Annotated in this window: 27 protein-coding genes; 7 read left to right on the forward strand and 20 right to left on the reverse strand. The window is 60.1% G+C overall.

Going from position 1 to position 21018, the window contains the following annotated elements; genetic code table 11:
* Positions 1 to 55: 55 nt before the first annotated feature.
* Positions 56 to 910, forward strand: coding sequence for an RNA polymerase sigma factor RpoH (rpoH, locus tag KGA83_RS29145; RefSeq protein WP_108217063.1), 855 nt, complete (start codon positions 56 to 58; stop codon positions 908 to 910).
* Positions 911 to 1058: 148 nt separating this feature from the next.
* Here the strand turns inward: rpoH and mtgA are convergent, their stop codons facing one another.
* Positions 1059 to 1781 carry a monofunctional biosynthetic peptidoglycan transglycosylase gene (gene mtgA, locus KGA83_RS29150; protein ID WP_223531467.1) on the reverse strand — a complete coding sequence of 241 codons (723 nt, stop codon included), beginning with the start codon at positions 1779 to 1781 and terminating at the stop codon, positions 1059 to 1061.
* Between the two features lie 74 nt (positions 1782 to 1855).
* On the opposite strand from mtgA, the gene KGA83_RS29155 reads away from it, so the two are divergent.
* From KGA83_RS29155 to trmB, 4 genes are all read left to right on the forward strand, one after another.
* The gene (locus KGA83_RS29155) at positions 1856 to 2227 is read left to right on the forward strand and encodes a DUF423 domain-containing protein (protein ID WP_108217061.1); all 372 of its coding nucleotides are present in this window, start codon (positions 1856 to 1858) and stop codon (positions 2225 to 2227) included.
* Positions 2228 to 2396: 169 nt separating this feature from the next.
* Positions 2397 to 2597: a sulfur carrier protein ThiS gene (gene thiS / locus KGA83_RS29160; protein ID WP_007953386.1), complete on the forward strand. Its 201-nt coding sequence runs from the start codon at positions 2397 to 2399 to the stop codon at positions 2595 to 2597.
* Between the two features lie 60 nt (positions 2598 to 2657).
* Complete coding sequence (locus KGA83_RS29165) at positions 2658 to 3452, forward strand: thiazole synthase (protein WP_008019974.1); 795 nt, start codon at positions 2658 to 2660, stop codon at positions 3450 to 3452.
* A 9-nt stretch (positions 3453 to 3461) separates the two neighbouring features.
* A complete protein-coding gene (gene trmB, locus KGA83_RS29170; protein ID WP_108217060.1) occupies positions 3462 to 4187 on the forward strand; it encodes a tRNA (guanosine(46)-N7)-methyltransferase TrmB in 726 nt (241 codons plus the stop codon).
* Positions 4188 to 4317: 130 nt separating this feature from the next.
* On the opposite strand, the gene KGA83_RS29175 is transcribed toward trmB, so the two are convergent.
* The 10 genes from KGA83_RS29175 to KGA83_RS29220 form a co-directional block, all read right to left on the reverse strand.
* Entirely contained in the window at positions 4318 to 4641 is a 324-nt protein-coding gene (locus KGA83_RS29175) for a DUF3392 domain-containing protein (RefSeq protein ID WP_007987827.1), read from the reverse strand.
* Positions 4642 to 4650: 9 nt separating this feature from the next.
* Entirely contained in the window at positions 4651 to 5856 is a 1206-nt protein-coding gene (gene hemW, locus KGA83_RS29180; RefSeq protein WP_223531468.1) for a radical SAM family heme chaperone HemW, read from the reverse strand.
* Positions 5853 to 6449 (reverse strand): RdgB/HAM1 family non-canonical purine NTP pyrophosphatase, encoded by a 597-nt coding sequence (rdgB, locus tag KGA83_RS29185; protein WP_108217057.1) that lies wholly within the window; start codon positions 6447 to 6449, stop codon positions 5853 to 5855. The genes hemW and rdgB overlap by 4 nt, the downstream gene beginning before the upstream one ends.
* Positions 6446 to 6880 (reverse strand): DUF4426 domain-containing protein, encoded by a 435-nt coding sequence (locus tag KGA83_RS29190; RefSeq protein ID WP_108217056.1) that lies wholly within the window; start codon positions 6878 to 6880, stop codon positions 6446 to 6448. The genes rdgB and KGA83_RS29190 overlap by 4 nt, the downstream gene beginning before the upstream one ends.
* Before the next feature lie 26 nt (positions 6881 to 6906).
* Positions 6907 to 7527: a methionine biosynthesis protein MetW gene (gene metW, locus KGA83_RS29195; RefSeq protein ID WP_056726485.1), complete on the reverse strand. Its 621-nt coding sequence runs from the start codon at positions 7525 to 7527 to the stop codon at positions 6907 to 6909.
* A 7-nt stretch (positions 7528 to 7534) separates the two neighbouring features.
* Positions 7535 to 8674, reverse strand: a complete 1140-nt coding sequence (gene metX / locus KGA83_RS29200) for a homoserine O-succinyltransferase MetX (protein ID WP_108217055.1) — start codon at positions 8672 to 8674, stop codon at positions 7535 to 7537.
* A 159-nt stretch (positions 8675 to 8833) separates the two neighbouring features.
* Positions 8834 to 9121 carry a DUF167 domain-containing protein gene (locus KGA83_RS29205; RefSeq protein WP_008019963.1) on the reverse strand — a complete coding sequence of 96 codons (288 nt, stop codon included), beginning with the start codon at positions 9119 to 9121 and terminating at the stop codon, positions 8834 to 8836.
* 4 nt (positions 9122 to 9125) lie between these two features.
* Positions 9126 to 9716, reverse strand: coding sequence for a YggT family protein (locus tag KGA83_RS29210; protein ID WP_108217054.1), 591 nt, complete (start codon positions 9714 to 9716; stop codon positions 9126 to 9128).
* A gap of 10 nt (positions 9717 to 9726) precedes the next feature.
* Positions 9727 to 10545: a pyrroline-5-carboxylate reductase gene (gene proC / locus KGA83_RS29215; RefSeq protein WP_115947973.1), complete on the reverse strand. Its 819-nt coding sequence runs from the start codon at positions 10543 to 10545 to the stop codon at positions 9727 to 9729.
* Between the two features lie 34 nt (positions 10546 to 10579).
* Positions 10580 to 11266 (reverse strand): YggS family pyridoxal phosphate-dependent enzyme, encoded by a 687-nt coding sequence (locus KGA83_RS29220; protein WP_108217052.1) that lies wholly within the window; start codon positions 11264 to 11266, stop codon positions 10580 to 10582.
* A gap of 56 nt (positions 11267 to 11322) precedes the next feature.
* Here KGA83_RS29220 and KGA83_RS29225 point away from each other — a divergent pair, with 56 nt between their 5' ends.
* Positions 11323 to 12357 carry a type IV pilus twitching motility protein PilT gene (locus KGA83_RS29225; RefSeq protein ID WP_108217051.1) on the forward strand — a complete coding sequence of 345 codons (1035 nt, stop codon included), beginning with the start codon at positions 11323 to 11325 and terminating at the stop codon, positions 12355 to 12357.
* A 60-nt stretch (positions 12358 to 12417) separates the two neighbouring features.
* Here the strand turns inward: KGA83_RS29225 and KGA83_RS29230 are convergent, their stop codons facing one another.
* Positions 12418 to 13038: a C40 family peptidase gene (locus KGA83_RS29230; protein WP_108217050.1), complete on the reverse strand. Its 621-nt coding sequence runs from the start codon at positions 13036 to 13038 to the stop codon at positions 12418 to 12420.
* 251 nt (positions 13039 to 13289) lie between these two features.
* Between KGA83_RS29230 and KGA83_RS29235 the strand changes: the two genes are divergently transcribed.
* Positions 13290 to 13709: an NINE protein gene (locus KGA83_RS29235; RefSeq protein ID WP_046039250.1), complete on the forward strand. Its 420-nt coding sequence runs from the start codon at positions 13290 to 13292 to the stop codon at positions 13707 to 13709.
* A 95-nt stretch (positions 13710 to 13804) separates the two neighbouring features.
* Here KGA83_RS29235 and KGA83_RS29240 read toward each other — a convergent pair whose 3' ends face one another.
* The 8 genes from KGA83_RS29240 to gshB form a co-directional block, all read right to left on the reverse strand.
* Positions 13805 to 14203: a hypothetical protein gene (locus tag KGA83_RS29240; protein ID WP_223531469.1), complete on the reverse strand. Its 399-nt coding sequence runs from the start codon at positions 14201 to 14203 to the stop codon at positions 13805 to 13807.
* A gap of 592 nt (positions 14204 to 14795) precedes the next feature.
* Complete coding sequence (locus tag KGA83_RS29245) at positions 14796 to 16067, reverse strand: dihydroorotase (RefSeq protein WP_223531470.1); 1272 nt, start codon at positions 16065 to 16067, stop codon at positions 14796 to 14798.
* On the reverse strand, positions 16064 to 17068 hold the full coding sequence (locus tag KGA83_RS29250; RefSeq protein ID WP_007939362.1) for an aspartate carbamoyltransferase catalytic subunit: 1005 nt from the start codon (positions 17066 to 17068) through the stop codon (positions 16064 to 16066). Before KGA83_RS29250 ends, KGA83_RS29245 begins: the two co-directional genes overlap by 4 nt.
* A gap of 27 nt (positions 17069 to 17095) precedes the next feature.
* Positions 17096 to 17599: a bifunctional pyr operon transcriptional regulator/uracil phosphoribosyltransferase PyrR gene (gene pyrR / locus KGA83_RS29255; RefSeq protein WP_108217047.1), complete on the reverse strand. Its 504-nt coding sequence runs from the start codon at positions 17597 to 17599 to the stop codon at positions 17096 to 17098.
* Positions 17600 to 17678: 79 nt separating this feature from the next.
* The gene (gene ruvX / locus KGA83_RS29260; RefSeq protein WP_057398155.1) at positions 17679 to 18116 is read right to left on the reverse strand and encodes a Holliday junction resolvase RuvX; all 438 of its coding nucleotides are present in this window, start codon (positions 18114 to 18116) and stop codon (positions 17679 to 17681) included.
* The gene (locus KGA83_RS29265; protein WP_108217046.1) at positions 18116 to 18688 is read right to left on the reverse strand and encodes a YqgE/AlgH family protein; all 573 of its coding nucleotides are present in this window, start codon (positions 18686 to 18688) and stop codon (positions 18116 to 18118) included. Before KGA83_RS29265 ends, ruvX begins: the two co-directional genes overlap by 1 nt.
* Positions 18689 to 18769: 81 nt before the next feature.
* Entirely contained in the window at positions 18770 to 19669 is a 900-nt protein-coding gene (locus KGA83_RS29270; protein ID WP_218431208.1) for an energy transducer TonB, read from the reverse strand.
* Positions 19670 to 19733: 64 nt separating this feature from the next.
* The gene (gshB, locus tag KGA83_RS29275) at positions 19734 to 20687 is read right to left on the reverse strand and encodes a glutathione synthase (protein WP_223531471.1); all 954 of its coding nucleotides are present in this window, start codon (positions 20685 to 20687) and stop codon (positions 19734 to 19736) included.
* Positions 20688 to 21018 lie beyond the last annotated feature (331 nt).

The raw sequence follows: 21018 nt of genomic DNA on the forward strand, positions 1-21018 counted from the left end.
GGTCAATTTTCGCAGTGCTGAACTGCACGAGTTTGTAAGTCGGAGGTTTTTTCGTATGACCAATTCTTTGCAACCTGCATATGCTCTGGTCCCGGGTGCGAACCTGGAGGCCTATGTGCACACCGTCAACAGCATTCCATTGCTGTCGCCGGAGCGGGAGCGTGAACTGGCCGAGAGTCTCTATTATGAGCAGGATTTGGGGGCGGCTCGGCAGATGGTGCTCGCCCACCTGCGTTTTGTCGTACATATCGCCCGTAGCTATTCCGGCTACGGCCTGGCTCAGGCCGACCTGATCCAGGAAGGCAACGTCGGCCTGATGAAGGCCGTGAAGCGCTTCAACCCGGAAATGGGCGTGCGCCTGGTGTCCTTTGCCGTGCACTGGATCAAGGCGGAAATCCACGAATTCATCCTGCGTAACTGGCGTATCGTGAAGGTTGCGACCACCAAGGCCCAGCGCAAGCTGTTCTTCAACCTGCGCAGCCAGAAGAAACGTCTGGCCTGGTTGAATAACGAGGAAGTCCACCGCGTGGCGGAAAGCCTCGGCGTTGAGCCTCGGGAAGTGCGCGAGATGGAAAGTCGCCTGACCGGCCATGACATGGCCTTCGACCCGGCTGCCGAAGCGGACGACGACAGTGCTTTCCAGTCGCCAGCCAATTATCTGGAAGACCACCGGTACGACCCGGCCCGTCAACTGGAAGACGCTGACTGGAGCGACAACTCCAACCACAACCTGCACGAAGCGCTGGAAGTGCTGGACGACCGCAGCCGTGACATCCTCTACCAGCGCTGGCTGGCGGAAGAAAAGGCCACGCTGCACGACCTGGCGCAGAAGTACAACGTGTCGGCGGAGCGTATTCGTCAGCTTGAGAAGAGCGCGATGAACAAACTCAAATTGTCGATCGCTGCTTAATTTGCGAGCAGGCAACGCAAAACGCCCCGATCATTGATCGGGGCGTTTTGTTTTCAGGGTCAAAAGATCGCAGCCTTCGGCAGCTCCTACATAGGATCGCGTCTCCCCTGTAGGAGCTGCCGAAGGCTGCGATCTTTTGATTTTTCAGTTACTGCGCCCAAGGCGCCCGGCGCGAATCGTTCAGCCCCGCCAGATAGCTGTCGCCACCGAGTTGGCTCATCTGTCGCCGAATCCAGCCTGCACGTCGCGCCACGTAAGCGGTCGGATGGCTCGCACTCCACACACGAGGATTGGGCAGTACCGCAGCCAGCAAGCTCGATTGCTGACGGCTGAGGTTCTTGGCGCTCACGCCAAAATGATGTCTGGCCGCCGCTTCGGCGCCAAACACGCCGTCATCCCACTCGACACTGTTGAGGTACACCTCAAGAATCCGCTGCTTGGGCCAGAGCACTTCGATCAGCCCGGTGAACCAGGCTTCCAGGCCTTTGCGCAGCCAGCTGCGGCCGGACCACAAGAACAGGTTTTTCGAGACCTGCTGGCTCAGGGTGCTGGCGCCACGGATCGAACCGCCGCGCTCGTTATGGGCAAACGCCGCCTGAATCGCGTCGATATCGAAGCCCCAGTGCTCCGGAAATTTCTGGTCTTCGCCGGCAATCACCGCGACTTTCAGGTCATCGGAGATCTCGTCCCAGGGTTTCCAGGTCCGTTGCAGGTCGATGGGTTCGCCGTCAAACCAGGATTCGATCTTGCGCTCGACCATCAGCGCTGTTCCCGGTGGTGGTACCACGCGAAAGATCAGCACCAGCAATACGCTGCCACCCATGAACCAGAGCGCGGCCTTGGTGAAATGACGGAAATAGATACGCAGCATAGAGATGGCTTGGCCGAACCCGTTGAGCGGGCCATTATACAGACCCTTGGGATCGAAACTGACTGGAGTTCTGCATGCTGCGTGGCTTTCTGATGCTGGCCGCTTTTTTCGGCTTCACCGGTGTCGGCCTCGGCGCCTTTGCCGCCCATGGCCTGAAGAGTCGCCTGAGTGCCGAGTACATGGCGATTTTCCACACGGGCGTCACCTATCAACTGGTGCACGCCTTGGCGTTGCTGGGTGTCGCATTCCTGGCCACGCAGATTCCCGGCCGCCTGATCAGTTGGGCCGGCGCATCGTTTGCCATCGGTATCCTGCTGTTCTCCGGCAGCCTGTACATCTTGACGCTGACCGGCATCAGCAAGCTCGGCATCATCACCCCGTTCGGTGGCCTGGCCTTCCTGGTGGGTTGGTTTTGCCTCGGACTTGCCGCTTGGCGCCTGAGCTGACCTTGTAGGAGCTGCCGCAGGCTGCGATCTTTTGATCTTAAAAAATCAAAGTCAAAAGATCGCAGCCTGCGGCAGCTCCTACAGGATCGAGTTTCAAGACGAATGGCTTGGGTCGGCCTGACTGATCGGGCTAGAATGCCAGCCCCTAAAAATGATGGCGGCATCCGGCATGCGCATTCAGTTGAACGGCGAATCCTTTGAACTGCCCGACGGTGAAACCGTTGCGGCCCTGCTGACCCGTCTGGACCTGACCGGACGTCGGGTGGCGGTCGAACTCAATCTGGATATCGTCCCGCGCAGTCAGCACGCAGACACCACGTTGAACGACGGCGACAACGTCGAAGTGGTGCACGCCATCGGCGGCGGCTAGCAGCCTCGGCCGAGTAGCCACAGAATTCTGCAAGAACCTCACCCCTACAGAGGATTTCCCATGAGCATCGTTCGTAGCGACAAGCCCTTCGTCCTGGCCGGTCGTACTTACCAGTCGCGTTTGCTGGTCGGTACCGGCAAGTACCGTGACATGGAAGAAACCCGCCAGGCCATCGAAGCCTCGGGTGCCGAGATCGTCACTTTCGCTGTGCGCCGCACCAACCTCGGGCAGATCGAGGGTGAGCCGAACCTGCTCGAAGTGCTGTCGCCGGATCGCTACACCTTCCTGCCAAACACCGCTGGTTGCTACGACGCTATCGAGGCCGTGCGCACTTGCCGCCTGGCCCGTGAGCTGCTCGACGGTCACAACCTGGTGAAGCTGGAAGTGTTGGCCGATCAGAAAACCCTGTTCCCCAACGTGATCGAAACCCTCAAGGCCGCCGAAACGCTGGTCAAGGAAGGCTTCGACGTGATGGTCTACACCAGCGATGACCCGATTATCGCCCGTCAATTGGCGGAAATCGGCTGCATCGCCGTCATGCCGCTCGCTGGTTTGATTGGTTCGGGTCTGGGGATCTGCAATCCGTACAACCTGCAGATCATCCTTGAAGAAGCCAAGATCCCGGTGCTGGTGGATGCTGGTGTCGGTACCGCTTCCGACGCCACTATTGCCATGGAACTGGGGTGTGATGCGGTGCTGATGAACTCGGCCATCGCCCACGCCCAGCAGCCAGTCATGATGGCTGAAGCCATGAAACATGCGATCGTCGCAGGCCGCCTGGCCTACCTCGCCGGCCGCATGCCGAAAAAACTCTATGCCAGCGCCTCTTCGCCGCTGGATGGTCTGATCAAGTAAGAGCCATTGATGACTGAATCGAACGACACGCCTATCCAGACGGAAGAAGGCGACGAGCGCCAACACCGCCGTATCAAGAGTTTCGTGATGCGTGCCGGGCGCATGACCGAAGGCCAGCAAAAGGGCCTGGAGCAGGGTACTCCGCTGTTCGTGCTGCCGCTGGCTGATGCGCCGGTGGACTTCGACCAGGTGTTCGGTCGCTCGGCACCGCGCTCGCTGGAAATCGGTTTCGGCATGGGTCATTCGCTGCTGGAAATGGCCGCGGCCGCGCCGGATCAGGATTTCATCGGCGTCGAGGTTCACCGTCCGGGTGTCGGCGCGCTGCTCAATGGCGTGCTGACGCAAGGCCTGACCAACCTGCGGGTCTACGATTGCGATGCCATCGAAGTGCTCAACCGCTGCGTGGCCGATAACAGCCTCGATCGCCTGATGCTGTTTTTCCCGGACCCGTGGCACAAGAGCCGTCACCACAAGCGTCGTATTGTTCAGGCGTCCTTCGCTGAGCTGGTGCGCAGCAAGTTGAAGGTCGGCGGCATTCTGCACATGGCCACTGACTGGGAACCATACGCCGAATACATGCTGGAAGTAATGAACGTGGCGCCGGGTTATCGCAACCTGGCCGAAGACGGCAAGTGCGTGCCGCGTCCGGCCGAACGGCCGATCACCAAGTTCGAACGCCGTGGCGAACGTCTTGGGCATGGCGTGTGGGATTTGAAGTTCGAAAAGCAATTGTAGGAGCAGCCGGTCGACGCTCGATTGCTCGCGAAAAACTACAAAACAACGCGGGGCTTCAGATGCCCCGCGTTTTCGTTTGCGACCATCGCGAGCAAGCTCGCTCCTACAGTGGTCTTGTGGGTATTTGAGATCAGCGACGATCAGCGACTACGCCAATCAACACCAGCACCACCAGCAACACCGGCGCCAGGCTGTAGTTGTTGAACTGGCTCAAGCCGCGCACGACCCATGGCGTGGCGTAGATCAACGCCGCGCCGCTGCCAATCATGCACAGCAGGGACATCAGCGGCACGCGCAACGCGCCGGCGATGCTGCCCAGGCGCTGCTCGACCCAGCCTTTGAAATCCGCACCGAACAGCACCAACAGGCAACCCACCAGGGCCAGGGCGATTTCCGAGAGGTTGCTGCGGCTCCAGCGGGACACGGTGGCAAGCAGGTCGAGTACCAAATCCATTCGATTTCCTTATGTCAGAAATTTCTGCAGCAAGTCGTTGAGGAAGAGTTGTCCGCGCGTCGTGGCTACCAGACGTGACGGTTCGACCTGCAACAGGCCGCTTTGTTCGGCTTCACAGCGGCCTTCAGCAAGGCTTTCCAGCGTCATGCCGGTACGTTCCGGGTACAGTCGCGATTCGACGCCTTCAGTCAGGCGCAGCGCGTTCATCAGGAACTCGAACGGCATTTCATCATTGGTCAGCGCTTTCTCGCCAGCCTGGAAGCTTTTCGCCGGATTCAGGTAGTCCTTCGGCAGGCGGGTCTTCCAGGTGCGAATGATGCGCCCGTCCGGATGGCTGAGCTTGCCATGGGCGCCCGCGCCAATGCCGATGAAATCGCCAAAACTCCAGTAATTGAGATTGTGGCGTGCCGGGCGATCGGGCAGGGCGTAGGCCGAGACTTCGTATTGCACGTAACCGTGTTCGGCCAGCAACGCTTGCCCCGCCTCCTGGATGTCCCACAGCGTGTCGTCTTCCGGCAGCGTCGGCGGCTGGTTCCAGAACACTGTGTTCGGTTCCAGGGTCAGTTGATACCACGACAGGTGCGTCGGTTTCAGGGCGATGGCTGTGCGCAGGTCCGCCAAGGCATCGTCCAGGGACTGATTCGGCAAGCCATGCATCAAGTCCAGGTTGAAGTTGTCGAACCCGGCCTGCCGTGCCATGCCGGCGGCGCGTACGGCTTCGTCACCGTTGTGAATCCGCCCAAGGGCTTCGAGCTTTTCTTGCTGAAAACTCTGGATGCCGATCGACAGGCGGTTGATGCCCAGTTTCCGGTACGCCACGAATTTGTCTTGCTCGAACGTCCCCGGATTGGCTTCCAGCGTGATTTCGATGTCGCTGGCAAACGGAATGCGCTGTTCGACGCCGTTGAGCAAGCGCCCCAGCGAATCAGCGCTGAACAGGCTTGGCGTGCCGCCACCAAAGAAAATCGAGCTCAGCTCACGGCCATAGACGGCGTGCAGGTCCTGATCGAGATCGGCCAGCAAGGCATCGACGTACTCTTCTTCCGGCAGCACAGGGCTGGCAGTGTGGGAGTTGAAGTCGCAATAAGGGCATTTGCGCACGCACCACGGGATGTGGATATACAGCGCCAGCGGCGGCAGCACAGGCAGGGTTGCCCGAGGCGATTGAGCGTCGCCGCCGAAGATCAGCGGTGACGCGGATGATTCGCGGGTCATTTCAAGCCCAGACGCTGGCGCAGCAGTTCCATTGCACGGGCGCGGTGGCTGATCTGGTTTTTGTCGCCCGGGCTCAGCTCGGCGCTGGAGCACTCGCGCTCCGGCACCCAGAACAGCGGGTCGTAGCCGAAACCGTGTAAACCGCTGGCCTGGGTCAGGATTCGCCCGTGCCACAAACCTTCGCAGAGGATCGGCAACGGATCATCGGCATGACGAACCAGTGCCAGCACGCAGACGAACTGCGCACCGCGTTCGGCTTCAGGCACATCTTTCAACACGTCGAGCAGTTTGGCGTTGTTCGCCGCATCGCCCTTGCCGTCTGCATAACGCGCCGAGTAGATGCCTGGCGCGCCGCCCAGGAAATCCACCGCCAGCCCGGAATCGTCGGCCAGCGCCGGCAGGCCGGAAATGCGCGCGGCATTGCGGGCTTTCAGGATGGCGTTCTCGACGAACGACAGGCCGGTTTCTTCAGGCTCCACACTGCTGAACTCGCCGATCGAGCGCAGATGCACCGACTCGCCGAGCATGGCCTGGAGTTCCTTGAGTTTGCCGGCGTTATGGCTGGCCAATACGAGTTGCGTGAAGTTGATCATTGGCCGGGGAAGAGCTCTTGGTTGAAATTGATGGTGTTGATTTTGTCACCGGTCTGCACCTTGATGTCGAAGGTGCGGGTTTCCTGCTGCGGTACCGGAAATTGGGCGATGTAGTAGATCGCACCTTGTTCAGTGATCTGGCGGAACTTCAGGTCCACACTTTGGCTGGTCAGGTCTTTGACCGTACCGCTGACCTGTGCCATCTGCGGTTTGCCGTCCTTGAGCACCGCAATGTTGATCACACCCTGGTTCTTGCTGCGGGTGAGTTCGGCGGACTTGGCAATGTCCGGGGTCAGGTAGGTGGAGTTGAAGGTGTTGTAGTGCACCGTCACGTCGCCGAAGGTTTCCTTGCGTTCGCCCTTGATGGCGTCGGCGGCCATGGCGGTGACGCTCAGGCAGGCAGTGAGTAGAAACAACGCTAGACGACCCATGATCGTTCTCCTTGAAATAGGGTGGATCAGACTGCGACCTTGTGGTCGGAAAGTCCCGGGCTGCTGACCCGGTAGATGCCGATCTCACCTAACAGATTAGGCCATAGCTTGCTGGCCCACCCGTGCCGATGCTGTTGATCCACGGCAAGTCGATCAATGACCTTCGCCTCACGTTCGCGACACAAGGCTTCAAAGTCCGCGAAGGTGCAGAAGTGAATGTTCGGCGTGTTGTACCAGGTGTACGGCAGGAACTCGGAAACCGGCATCCGGCCCTTGCTCGCCAGGTACCAGCGGCAGCGCCAGTGACCGAAGTTGGGGAAGGTGATGATGCACTGCCGGCCCACGCGCAGCATTTCTTCGAGGATCCTGTCCGGGTAGTGCACCGCTTGCAGCGCCTGGGTCATGACCACGACATCGAAACTGTTGCTGGCAAAGTTGCCCAGGCCCTTGTCCAGGTCCTGTTCGATGACGTTGATGCCCTTGGCCACGCACTCGGCAATGTTGTCGGCGTCGTTTTCCAGGCCATAACCGGTGACTTGCTTGTTATCGCGCAGCCAGGTCAGCAGTTCGCCATCGCCGCACCCGAGGTCAAGCACGCGGCTGCCGGCGGGGATCCATTCCTGGATGATTTCCAGATCAGCTCTCATGGCTTTCTCACAACGTAATGCGGTTCATGTAATTGCCGAAAGCCTGCAGATAGCGCGGGATCGGAATCAGGAAGGCGTCGTGGCCTTGCGGTGCGTCGATCTCGAGGTAGCAGACGTCCTTGCGCGCGGCCATCAGCGCATCCACCAGTTCCCGCGAGCGGGCAGGGGAGAAGCGCCAGTCGGTGGTGAACGACATCACGCAGAACCTGGCCTTGGCGCCTTCAAAGGTTCTCGCCAGGTTATCGCCGAAGTCCGCCGCCGGATCGAAGTAATCGAGCGCTTTGGTCATCAACAGATACGTATTGGCATCGAAGCGCCCGGAGAACTCCTCGCCCTGATAGCGCAGGTAGCTTTCGACCTGGAACTCGACGCTGTGGAAGTCGTAGTTGAGCTTTTCGCTCTTGAGCCCTCGGCCGAATTTCTCGCCCATGGAGTCGTCGGACAGGTAAGTGATGTGCCCGACCATCCGCGCCAGCATCAGGCCGCGCTTGGGGATCACACCGTGTTCCTGAAAAGAACCGCCGTGGAATTCCGGGTCGGTGAGGATCGCCTGACGCGCCACTTCGTTGAACGCGATGTTCTGTGCCGACAGCTTGGGCGCCGAGGCGATGGCCAGGCAATGACGGATGCGGTCAGGGTAGGTGATGCTCCATTGCATCGCCTGCATGCCGCCGAGGCTGCCGCCGATCACGGCCGCGAACTGGGCGATACCGAGGCGATCCGCCAGGCGCGCTTGACTGTGCACCCAATCCTCGACGGTCAACACCGGGAAGTCGGCGCCGAACGGCTTGCCGGTGTCCGGGTTGATGCTGCTCGGGCCGGTGGAACCGTTGCAGCCGCCGAGGTTGTTCAGGCTGACCACGAAGAACTTGCTGGTATCGATCGGCTTGCCGGGGCCGATGCAGCTGTCCCACCAACCGGGTTTGCGGTCGTCGGCGCTGTGGTAGCCAGCGGCGTGGTGGTGACCGGACAGGGCGTGGCAGATCAGCACGGCGTTGCTCGCCATGGCGTTGAGTGTGCCGTAGGTTTCGTAAATCAGGTCATAGGCCGGGAGCGAACGTCCACAGGCCAACGCCAGGGGTTCGCTGAAGTGCGCCACTTGCGGCGTCACCAGACCAACAGAATCGGGGGGAAAGGCAGCTGGCATCGACCCTGCTCTCGTTGAAATGAGGCGTAAGTCTAAAGACCGCTGCCCCTAGCAGCAAGCTAACCCTTGCCCACTGTAGGAGCCGGCTTGCCGGCGAACCAGATGTCACGGTGTGTCAGTCACGCCGCCTTCGCTGGCAAGCCAGCTCCTACAGTAGGTTCAGCGTTCCAGTCCGGGCAAATCCGGCAGTTTTTTCGGCGAACAGATTCGCACCCGCTTCTGCCGGTTCAACTCGCCACTGATCAAACTGACCTGGCTCTTGGACACGCCAAAGGCCTTGGCCAGAAACGCCATCAGATACGCGTTGGCCTTGCCCTCGACCGGCGGCGCGGTCAGGCGGATCTTCAGGCGATCGCCGTGCAGCCCGCAGAAGTCATCGCTACGGGCTGCCGGTTGCAGGTGACACTCCAGAATCAGGTCGTCGCCGTCCCAGCGAAAGTAGCTCACCGGGTCAGATCAACACGCGGAGGATTTCCGGCATCATGGTCATGGCTGCGAGGTTGTTGATCACCAGCATGTCGACCAGTTTGATGGCCAGGAACGCAAAGATCGGCGACAGATCCAGGCCGCCGAGACTCGGCAGGAACTTGCGGAATGGCGCCAGGGCCGGTTCGCAGACGTCGTTCACCAGTTCGGCGCCCGGGTTATGGCTGCCCGGAGCGACCCAGGACAGGATCACGCTGATGATGAGGGCGAAGAAGAAAATCTTCATGAACAGCGCGGTCACGCCGATGATCGACCAGATCAGCAGTGTTAGCGGGTTGCCGGTGGTGCCGTAGGTCAGCAACAGGGTCAGGGCCATCAGCGCCAGTTGCACCAGGATCGCCAGCACCAGCGAGGACATGTCCAGGCCGAACACGCTCGGGATGATCCGGCGCAGTGGCTTGAGCAGTGGCTGAGTGGCCTTGACGATGAACTGGCAGATCGGGTTGTAGAAGTTCGCCCGTACCAGTTGCAGTACGAAGCGCATCAGCACGATCAGCAGATACAGGCTGCCGAGGGTTTGCAGCACGTAGACCGCTGCGGTATTCAATCCAATCATGAAAGGCTCCTTATTGACCCAGTTGTTCGGCCATCTCGGCCGAGCGATGCGCGGCAGCGCCGAGTGCTTTTTCGACCAGGGCTTCGAAGCCATTGGCCTGGAACGACTTGATTGCAGCTTCTGTGGTGCCCGCGGGCGAGGTGACACGGCGGCGCAGCTCGGCCGCGTCGACATCGCTGGAGACGGCCATGTGGGCGGCGCCCAGTGCGGTTTGCAAGGTCAGTTGCGCGGCGATGTCCGCCGGCAGGCCGAGTTTCACGCCGGCGGCGGTCATGGCTTCGATCAGCAGGAAGAAATACGCCGGGCCCGAGCCTGAAACGGCGGTGACGGCGTCCAGTTGCTGCTCTTCATCCAGCCATAAGGCGATGCCGACTGCGGACAGCAGCTCCTGGGCCTGCTGACGCTGTTCGGCGGTCACTTCGGCTGTCGCGAACAGGCCGCTCGCGCCCTGACGCACCAGCGCCGGGGTGTTGGGCATGCAGCGCACGATCGGCTGGGCGCCGAGCCAGTTGTTCATGCTGGCGCAGGTGATGCCCGCGGCAATCGAAACCACCAGTTGATTGGGCTTGAGGCTTGGGCGAAGCGCTTCGCACACGGCTTTCATCGCCTGGGGCTTGACCGCCAGGACGACGACGTCGGCGCCATCAACGGCTTGGGCGTTGTCGGCGAAGGTTTCGATGCCATGCTCGGTACTCACGCGGGCGCGGGTTTCTTCGCCCGGATCGCTGGCGCGAATCTGTGCGGCTTCCAGACCCTTGGCCCGCAGGCCGCCAATCAAACTGGCGGCCATGTTGCCGGCACCGATAAAGGCAATACGTGTCTTGCTCATGTCAGGTCCTTATTCAGAAGTGTGTCAGCCATGTTTACGGCTGGCTGTAGTCGCGGGCGCCAAACAGGGCCGTACCGATGCGGACCCAAGTGGCGCCCTGGGCAATGGCCGACTCGAGGTCGTGGCTCATGCCCATGGATAGTGTGTCGAGTGGCAGGTTCAGGCTGGCTTGCAGGCTTTGCACGGCAGCGAAAGCGGCGTCCTGGGTGGCGCGATCTTCAGTCGGTTCAGGGATAGCCATCAACCCGCGCAACTTCAAGCGCGGGAGGGCGCTGATGGCGTTGGCCAGGGCCGGCAGGTCGGCCGGGGTGCAGCCGGATTTGCTGGCTTCACCGCTGACGTTGACCTGGATGCAGATATTCAGTGGCGGCAGATCGGCAGGACGTTGTTCGGACAGGCGTTGTGCGATTTTCAGGCGATCCACGGAATGCACCCAGTCGAAGTGCTCGGCGATAGCACGAGTCTTGTTCGATTGAATGGGGCCGATGAAGTGCCAGATCAAGGGCAGGTCGGCCAGTTCGAGCTGCTTGCCCAACGCTTCCTGCAGGTAGTTCTCGCCAAAGTCGCGCAGGCCGGCGGCGTAGGCTTCACGTAGGTCTGGCGCGGGTTTGGTCTTGCTCACGGCCAGCAGCTGGACGCTGTTCTCGGCGCGGTTGGCGGCGAGTGTTGCGGCATGGATGCGCGAACTAACTTCGAGAATGTTGTCTGCTATGGTGGACATCAAGAGGCGCCAGCGGTCTGAAGGTTCGCGGCATTCTACTGGAATTGAGGGACGCTATGGATATCACCGAACTGCTGGCATTCAGCGCCAAACAGGGGGCGTCCGACCTGCACTTGTCTGCTGGCCTGCCGCCGATGATCCGGGTGGATGGCGATGTGCGGCGCATCAACCTGCCGGCCCTGGATCACCAGCAGGTGCAGGCGCTGATCCATGCCATCATGAATGACACTCAGCGGGCGGACTTCGAGAAACACCTGGAAACCGATTTTTCCTTTGAGGTGCCCGGTGTGGCGCGCTTTCGGGTCAATGCGTTCAATCAGAACCGTGGCGCGGGCGCTGTGTTTCGTACCATACCGTCGAAAGTGCGGGGCATGGACGAACTGGGCATGGGGGACGTGTTCCACAAAATGACCGACGCGCCCCGTGGCCTGGTGCTGGTGACTGGCCCGACCGGTTCCGGCAAGTCCACCACGCTGGCGGCGATGATCGATTACCTCAATACCCATCGCCATCACCACATCCTCACCATCGAAGACCCTATCGAGTTTGTCCACGAGCCGCGCAAGTGCCTGATCAACCAGCGTGAAGTTCATCGCGATACCCGCAGCTTCGCCACCGCCTTGCGATCGGCACTGCGGGAAGATCCGGATGTGATTCTGGTGGGCGAGATGCGCGATCTGGAGACTATTCGCCTGGCATTGACTGCCGCCGAAACCGGCCATCTGGTGTTCGGCACGCTGCACACCACGTCGGCGGCGAAAACCATCGACCGTGTGGTGGACGTGTTTCCGGGGGACGAGAAGTCGATGGTGCGTTCGATGCTCTCCGAGTCGCTGCTGGCGGTGGTGTCCCAGACCCTGGTGAAGAAGATCGGCGGCGGACGCATCGCGGCCCACGAGATCATGCTGGGGACATCGGCGATCCGGAACCTGATCCGCGAGGACAAGGTGGCGCAGATGTATTCGGCGATTCAGTCGGGAGGGTCGTTGGGGATGCAGACGCTGGATATGAGTTTGAAGGATCTGGTGACCAAGGGGTTGGTCAGTCGTGATCATGCGCGGGAGAAGGCGCGGTCACCGGATGGCTTTTAAAAGCAAAAGATCGTCCGAACGCGGCCCGAGCCTTCGGACGATCTTTTGATCTTGCTTCAATCAGCGCTGAACAACCCGCAACTGATTCGGCTCTTTCGGCAGAACTCGCTTGGCAACCACATAGTGGTTTTCCCAGTACGGTTTATTCAGGGTGTCGATGGACACCGACTTGCCGCGACGTGGCGCGTGGATGAAGCGATCGTTGCCCAGGTAAATGGCGACGTGATTGACCCGACGGCTCTTGATGTTGAAGAAAATCAGGTCGCCGGGTTTCAGGTCATTGCGATCGACTTTTTCCCCATGACCGCTGGCCATGGCATTGGAGGTGCGTGGCAGGTCGAACGTGGCGTCGTTGAACGCGTACTTCACCAGGCCGCTGCAATCGAAGCCTTTGCTTGGGCTGCTGCCGCCCCAGCGATAGGGAGTGCCAAGGACGTTCACGGCGCGGCTCAGCACGTCGCTGCTTTCCTTGGTGCCCATCGGTGGAACCAGGCCGCTTTTGCTGCTGGCCAGGCTTGGAGCATATTTGGCGAATTTTTTGTCTTTGCTCGAAGGAGCAGAGGCATGGGATTTTGGGGTGTAACCATTGACGTTAGGAAGACGTTGCTCACGATTGGTGGCGTGGGCGGCCAGTGGCATCAAAAGGCAAATGGTTAGCCATGTCTTGAAAAATGAACGCATTAGGCAAGGCTCTTAATAGGTCAGCGCGCAACTTTATAACAGCTTTTTTGCCGCTTCCGAGGCCGTTGGTCGATTCAATCTGGAGGGCAATGGTGGCAAAAAAGCGGCAAAATGACGCAATTGTCGGACAGAAGTCCGGTGTTACAAGGCTTTGACGGGGGTGAAGGTAGCATTTGCCATACGTCGGATGCCTGTAAAAAAGTCACAAAGAATTCAAGAATATTTATCTATCGTGTGAATCGAGGTCATTCATGAACCCCTATCAACAGGCTGTCCAGCAGCAAGACACTCACAGCAAAGTGATCGGTTACCTGCTGTGGATTTTCGGTTTTACCGGCGCTCACCGCTTCTATTACGGCAAGCCGGTGACCGGGACGATCTGGTTCTTCACCTTTGGCTTGCTGGGGATCGGTTGGCTGATCGACCTTTTCCTGATCCCGGCGATGGATCGCGAGGCTGACCTGCGGTTTACCGCGGGTCCCATCGAATACAACGTGGCGTGGATCCTGCTGACGTTTCTCGGGGTGTTCGGCGTGCACCGGATGTATCAGGGGAAATGGATCAGTGGGTTGCTGTACCTGGTGACGGGTGGTCTGTTCTTTATTGGCGTGCTGTATGACTTCTGGACGTTGAATGACCAGGTGTCCGTGCGTAATGCGCAGAGTCGTTGATTTCTGCGGCGAGAGAGCAAACCCTCTCGCCGCAGGGTTTTACGTCTGGTGACTGATCCAGCTATCTGCCTGCTTGAGTTACAGCCTATGAGTGGTTACTGAAATGCTTTCAGTAATTGAAGTTGAAGCGTTAAAAATGCCATTGTGCTGAAGCTGTAGAAGATTGAAATGATGAAGTGGTTTGGGGTGGCCCAGTAATTTATGCTGTCGGCGAGAATCGCAAGCGATGCAATTGCAATTATTAATGCTGATATTTTTATCAAGGTTGAATTGGTGTGGCGGGCTTTTTTGTATAAAAATATTTGCATTAGGTGAAATATGAATAACACTAAGCCCGCAATCAGGATTGCACCTATTGGTATTCCGATTGAGTCTCGATCTATGTCGTAAATGCCTGTGCTCAAATTTTTTTCTATGGTAAATATTGCTACGCTGGAAGTGATCGCTAAAAGTAAAGGGTAGATGTAGTTCAGGTGTTTGTAGAGGGGCTTCATGTTGGCTCTTCCTGAATGCAGAAGCTCATAAGTAAAGGCTTTTATACCGCTTTTCATTCTAGCCAATCTGTAATCCCATAGGCCCCCAGCTGAATCCAGGATTTACTGTAAAACCGTCTGAGTTTCCCGTTGTTCCTTTCCTAACGATAGGAGGTAGGGTAAGTCAACTTTTCACGTCTTGCTCCTTGCTTGCACTTTGTATTCATGGTGTTTGTAGTGATGTTTCCTTGCGCTGTTTTTATGCTAGAGGATAGGCGTTGAATCGGCACTCAATAACTTTGTAGGATGTTTCTGTGTGTTGCGAAGCTCCTTTCGCACAGGTGATGATGAGTCAGAAATTTCTGTTCATTGGATAGGTTTATTCGCCATCGCTTGTAGAGATGCTCTTGATGCGGATGTGCTGTTAGGGGAGAGGCAGTGGATGACGGAGGGGGAAGAGGGCTGTATGACTTCTGGACGTTGAATGACCAGGTGTCGCTGCGTAATGCGCAGAGTCGATAAGCGAAGATCAAAAGTTCGCAGCCTGCGGCAGCTCCTACACGGGAATATGCATTTCCCCGTAGGAGTTGCCGCAGGCTGCGAACTTTTGTTTTTAAGCCTGGTGGCTGATCCGCCCATCCACCAGGGTGTAACGCACCACACCCGGCAGGCTGTGGCCAATGAACGGGCAGTTTTCGCCCTTGGACAGCCAGGTTTCACCGGCGACGGTGGAGGCCGCTGGGTCGAACAGTACGATGTCCGCCGCACCACCCACTGCCAGTTTGCCTGCCGGCAGGCGCAAGGCGTCGGCAGGGCCAGCGCTCAGGCGCGCCAGCAACGTCGGCAGGTCCAGCAAGCCATCTTCGACCAGGGTCATCGCCAGCGGCAACAGCAGTTCGACGCTGCTGATGCCCGGCTCGGTTGCGCCGAACGGTGCCAGTTTGGCGTCACGCTCATGGGGTTGGTGATGGCTGGAGATGGCCGAGATCACCCCCGATTTCACCGCTGCGCGCAGGCCTTCGCGGTCGGCGCGGGTGCGTAGCGGCGGCTGGACGTGATACAGGCTGCTGAAGTCGATCAGCGCTTCGTCGGTCAGGATCAGCTGGTACAGGGCGACGTCCGCGGTCACCTTCAGGCCCCGGGCCTGGGCCTGGGCGATCAATTCAACGCCGCGGGCACTGGTGAGCTGGCTGAAGTGCGCGCGCACGCCGGTCTGTTCAACCAGCAGCAGATCCCGGGCCAGGGCGACGGTCTCGGCACTTTCCGGGATGCCCGGCAAGCCCAGGAAGCTGGCGGTCGGACCTTCGTGAGCAAGGCCACCCTCGGCCAGGTCGTGATCCTGGGAGTGGAATATCACCGTCAGGTCGAAGGTCGCTGCGTAGTCGAGTGCCCGGCACAGGGTACGGGTGTTGCGGAAACTCTCAAGGCCGTTGCCGAAGGCCACGCAACCGGCATCGCGCAGTGCCACGAGCTCTGCCAGCTGTTCGCCGTCCAGGCCTTTGCTCAGGGCGCCAATCGGGAAGACTTTGGTGTTGCCGGCCTCACGGGCGCGGTCGAGGATCAGTTCGGCCACTGCCGAGGTGTCCAGCACCGGTTTGGTTTTTGGCGGGCAGCACAGGCTGGTCACGCCGCCAGCCGCCGCCGCGCGGGTTTCGCTGACAATCGAGCCTTTGCGGCTGTAACCTGGCTCGCGCAGGGCAACGTTGAGGTCGACCAGGCCGGGAGCGGCCACCAGGCCTTTGGCGTCGATCGTGTCGACGGCGACAAAGCCGGCTGGCGCTGCGCCAAGGGCGACGACTTTGCAGGCTTCAATGTGGATATCGGTCACTTGATCCAGGCCACTGGCCGGATCGATCACGCGGGCACCGAGAATGCTGAGCTTCACTGGGCGTTCTCCTGCTCGAATTGGCGCTGGGCTGTTTGCCCGCTCATGGCCATGGACAACACGGCCATACGAATTGCGATGCCATAGGTCACCTGGTTGAGGATCACCGAGTGCGGGCCGTCGGCCACCGCCGACTCGATTTCCACGCCACGGTTGATCGGCCCCGGGTGCATCACGATGGCATCGGGCTTGGCGCCGGCCAGGCGCGCGGTGGTCAGGCCGAACAGGCGGTAGAACTCGCCTTCGCTCGGCAGCAGGCCGCCGGTCATGCGTTCACGCTGCAGGCGCAACATGATCACTACGTCGACATCTTTCAGGCCTTCGGTCATGTCGGTGTAGACCTTCACGCCGTATTGCTCGATGCCGATCGGCAGCAGGGTTTTCGGTGCGATCACGCGGATGTCCGGGCAACCGAGGGTTTTCAGCGCCAGCATGTTCGAGCGTGCGACCCGCGAGTGCAGGATGTCGCCGACGATGGCCACCGAAAGGTTTTCGAAGCCGCCCTTGTGCCGACGGATGGTCAGCATGTCGAGCATGCCCTGGGTCGGGTGCGCGTGCCGGCCGTCACCGCCGTTGATGATCGCCACCTGTGGGCAAACATGCTCGGCGATGAAGTGCGCTGCACCTGAATCACCGTGGCGCACGACGAACATGTCGGCGGCCATGGCTTCCAGGTTACGCAGGGTGTCGAGCAGGGTTTCGCCCTTGCTCGCCGACGACGTGGACACGTTGAGGGTGATCACGTCCGCCGAGAGCCGCTGGGCCGCCAGTTCGAAGGTGGTGCGGGTACGGGTCGAGTTCTCGAAGAACACGTTGCACACGGTCTTGCCGCGCAGCAACGGGACTTTCTTCACGGCCCGGGCGCCGACTTCGAGGAAGGAGTCGGCGGTGTCGAGGATTTCCGTCAACAGCTCGCGGCGCAAACCGTCGAGCGAGAGGAAATGGCGCAGCTGGCCCTGATCATTGAGCTGCAGCGGGCGCTTGGTTTCTAGAGGCGTCATCGCGAGGGGGACTCTCAATAGGGCAAATTAAAGGGCGAGGTCTTGCAGTTCGAGCGCGAGCTCCGGGCCAGACAGCTTCACCCGTTCGTGGGCCGCCAGGGACAGGGTCGCGCCCACCACGTTCGGGCGGATTGGCAGCTCGCCGGCGTCCAGATCCAGCAGGCACACCAGCGTCACGCTGGCCGGGCGGCCGTAGTCGAACAGTTCGTTCATGGCGGCGCGGATGGTCCGGCCGCTCATCAGCACGTCGTCGATCAGCACCAGGTGCTGGCCTTCGATCTCGAACGGCAGCGCCGAAGGGCGAACCTGCGGGTGCAGGCCGCTCTGGCTGAAATCGTCGCGGTAGAAGGACACGTCGAGAGTGCCGAGGGGCTCATGGCTGCCCAGTTCCTTGAGCAGGGCCTGGGCCACCCAGACGCCGCCGGTACGGATGCCAATGAAACGCGGGTCGCTGATGCCTCGTTTGGCCAGATAAGCGTCAAGTCGGGTTGCCATCTGGCTGACCAGTTCGGCGGGATTGGGCAGGCTCATGGTTGCTCCTTCTTGGGTTCGAGCCAGCTTGTGCGCAAAATGGCTCGGGTTGTAGCTAATGGAGACGCACAACGGCTCTTCAGGACTCGAACAGTGCGCCATTTTCGTCGAGCCAGCCTTGCAGCAGCAGGGCGGCGGCGATGGCATCGACCGGGTTGTCGCGGTAACTGCCTTTCTGGCCGCCCCGGGCCAGGCGTTCGCCCTTGGCCTCAAAGGTGGTCAGGCGTTCATCGTGGGTATAAAAGGGCAGGTTGAAGCGGCCGTTCAGGCGCCGGGCGAACTTTTCCGCGCGGGCGCACATGTCACTGGGGGTGCCGTCCATATTCAACGGCAGGCCGACCACCACGGCATCGGGTTTCCACTCTTTGATGAGGGCTTCGACCTGGTTCCAGTCAGGAATGCCGTTCTGCGCTTTCAGGGTGCACAGCTCGCGGGCCTGGCCGGTCACCACCTGGCCGACCGCAACGCCGATCTGTTTGGTGCCGTAGTCGAATCCGAGAATCAGCCGCAGGGCCATCAGGCGTGCCCCGCCTGACTGGTCAGCAGGCTGAGGTTGATGCCCAGGTGCTTGGCCGCCGCCTCCAGGCGCAGTTCGCTGCTGGTGTTGAACAGGATGTCGGCGTCAAACGGGCAGGTCAGCCAGGCGTTCTGCGCCAGTTCGGCCTCCAGCTGCCCGGCTTCCCAACCGGCATAGCCGAGGGCAATCAGGCTTTTTGCCGGGCCGACGCCGTCAGCGATGGCGAACAGTATGTCCTGGGTGGTCGACAGGGATAATTCGTCTTCCAGATCAACGGTTGCCTGGAAGCTCAGCCCCTTGGGGTGAAGGACGAAGCCGCGATCTGTCTGCACCGGGCCGCCGATAAAGATCGGCACATGCTGGCAGAGCGCTGGCGGTTCGATATCCGGGCGCAATTGCTCAAGGATATCGGCCAGGCTCAACTCTTGCGGACGGTTGATCACCAGCCCCATGGCGCCATTGGCCGTGTGCTCGACGATGTAGGTCAAGGTGTGCGCAAAGTTCGGGTCGGCCATGTGCGGCATGGCGATCAGGAATTGATGCTTGAGGTAGCTGGGGCTGACGTTTTTCATGAACGCTAGTGTGGCGTTCGAGGGGCGAACTGACAAGCTGGGGATGCACAGGAAATAGCGCAAATCTGTAGGAGCGTGTGGTCAATTACTGGAGAGTCGATCCCCGCGGGCAAACTTCCAGGTGCGGATGATCTCCAGCCGGTCAACATCCGACAGATCCCCGGTAAACGGTGCAAACGGTGCCGCCAGCCGCACGATCCGCTGCGCCGCCTGGTCCAGCAGCGGCTGGCCTGAGGATTCCAGCACCAGCACTTCATACAGCGAACCGTCGCGATTGATCGACACCATCAAGCGCAAGTTGCCGTAGATCTGTTTGCGCCGCGCTTCGTCGGGGTAATTGAGGTTGCCGATGCGCTCGACTTTCTTGCGCCATTCGTCCTTGTACCAGGCGCCCTTGTCGCGCATGGTCGAGGCCGCGCTCAAGCGGTGAATGCGCGGGCGCTTGGCGTACAGCTGTTGCTCGGCGGCCAGTTCCGCTTCCAGGCTGGCGATGTCGCTGGACAGCTGCTCGCTGTCGAACGTCGGTGCCTGGACCTGGGATTTGACCTCAGTCTTGGGCTCCTCGGTCTTGGCGGGGGCTTTTTTCGGTTTCGGTGCCACGGTGGTCACGGCAGCCTTGGGCGGGGCTTCCTGCGTTTCAGGCTTGGCGGCCGGTGGTGGCGTGACCTTTTGCACCTTGTTGTCCTGGAACGGCGCGACCTCGGTGGTCTTGGGAATCGCCTTTTTATCCAGGGTGCCGCTGCCTTGCTGATTCTCCTGGGCGAGGAAGTCGGCTTTTTCAGGCTTCTTTTCGCTTTTGAAGGTGGCGAGGGTGATTTCCAGGGTTTTACTGATCTGCTTGGGTTCGACCACTGCAAACCCGACACCCAACAGCAAGGCAAGGTGGATCAGCGCCGCCAGAAACAGGGTAAAACCGAGGCGATCGGCCGGGCGCACGCCACGGTGGGCGAGTTCGACAGGCAGATCGGACGGGAGGGTCATGACAAGGAAACCAACATCGCGTTTTCACAGGCCGCGCATGATAACGCAATGTTGGTTTGGCTAATCAACGTGCCTTGAGCTTCTGATCGATGGCATCCATCAGCAGGCCGCCGATGTCGGTACCAAACGCATTATCAATCTCGCGAATGCAGGTCGGGCTGGTGACGTTGATCTCGGTCAGGTGCTCGCCGATCACGTCCAGGCCAACGAACAACAGGCCTTTTTCACGCAGGGTCGGGCCGACTTGCGCGGCGATCCAGCGGTCTTTGTCGGTCAGCGGGCGGGCTTCGCCACGGCCGCCGGCGGCGAGGTTGCCACGGGTTTCGCCCAGGGCCGGAATCCGCGCCAGGCAATAATCCACCGGCTCGCCATCGATCATCAGGATGCGCTTGTCGCCATCGACGATGGCCGGCAAGTAGCCCTGGATCATGATTTGCTGCTGGCCATGCAAGGTCAGTGTTTCGAGGATCACCGACAGGTTCGGGTGGCCGGCGGTGTGGCGGAATATCGAAGAACCGCCCATGCCGTCCAGCGGCTTCAGGATCACATCGCCATGGTGGTCGGCGAATTCGCGCAGGACGTCCGGGCGACGGCTGACGATGGTCGGCGGCGTGCATTGCGGGAACAGTGTGGCGAACAGCTTTTCGTTGCAGTCGCGCAGGCTTTGCGGCTTGTTGACCACCAGCACCCCGGCGCGCTCGGCTTGTTCCAGCAGATAAGTGGAGTAGACGAACTCCATGTCGAACGGCGGATCCTTGCGCATCAGGATCACGTCCAGGTCGCTCAGCAGCGCGTCGGTTTCAGCGCCCAGTTCGAACCATTTTTCCGGGTTGGCGAACACCTGCAGCGGACGCATCCGCGCCCGCGCCTGGCCTTCGCCCTGATACAGGTCGCGCTGTTCCATGTAGAACAGCTCCCAGCCACGCTTCTGCGCGGCCAGCAGCATGGCCAGCGAGCTATCCTTTTTATAGGAAATGCTGGCGATAGGGTCCATGACAATCCCGACGCGAACGCTCATTGGGTTTTCCTCGAAATTTTGGGGGCTTGTGCCGATCTGTAGGAGCGAGCCTGCTCGCGATGGATGTCAGAACACCGCGTTCATCCAGCCTGCACGCGTCATCGTTAGCGATCATCGCGAGCAGGCTCGCTCCTACAAAGAGCCGTATAAAAGTGGCGTCAGAGTGGCGCTGAGTGTGTTCCCGGTCAAGGAAAAACCACCTTGCAGGTCGGCCGATAGATTGGTTTTGGAGACTGTGCTAAAAAGACTGCCATGTCGTGCCGGCCCTTGAGCATCAAGGGTTTCGAGCCGCGTTAACCGGCAAACGGACAATTTGTTTCGCAAAGGCGAC

Origin of the sequence: Pseudomonas sp. GL-R-19, assembly GCF_019956375.1 — a bacterium.
Taxonomy (GTDB): domain Bacteria; phylum Pseudomonadota; class Gammaproteobacteria; order Pseudomonadales; family Pseudomonadaceae; genus Aquipseudomonas.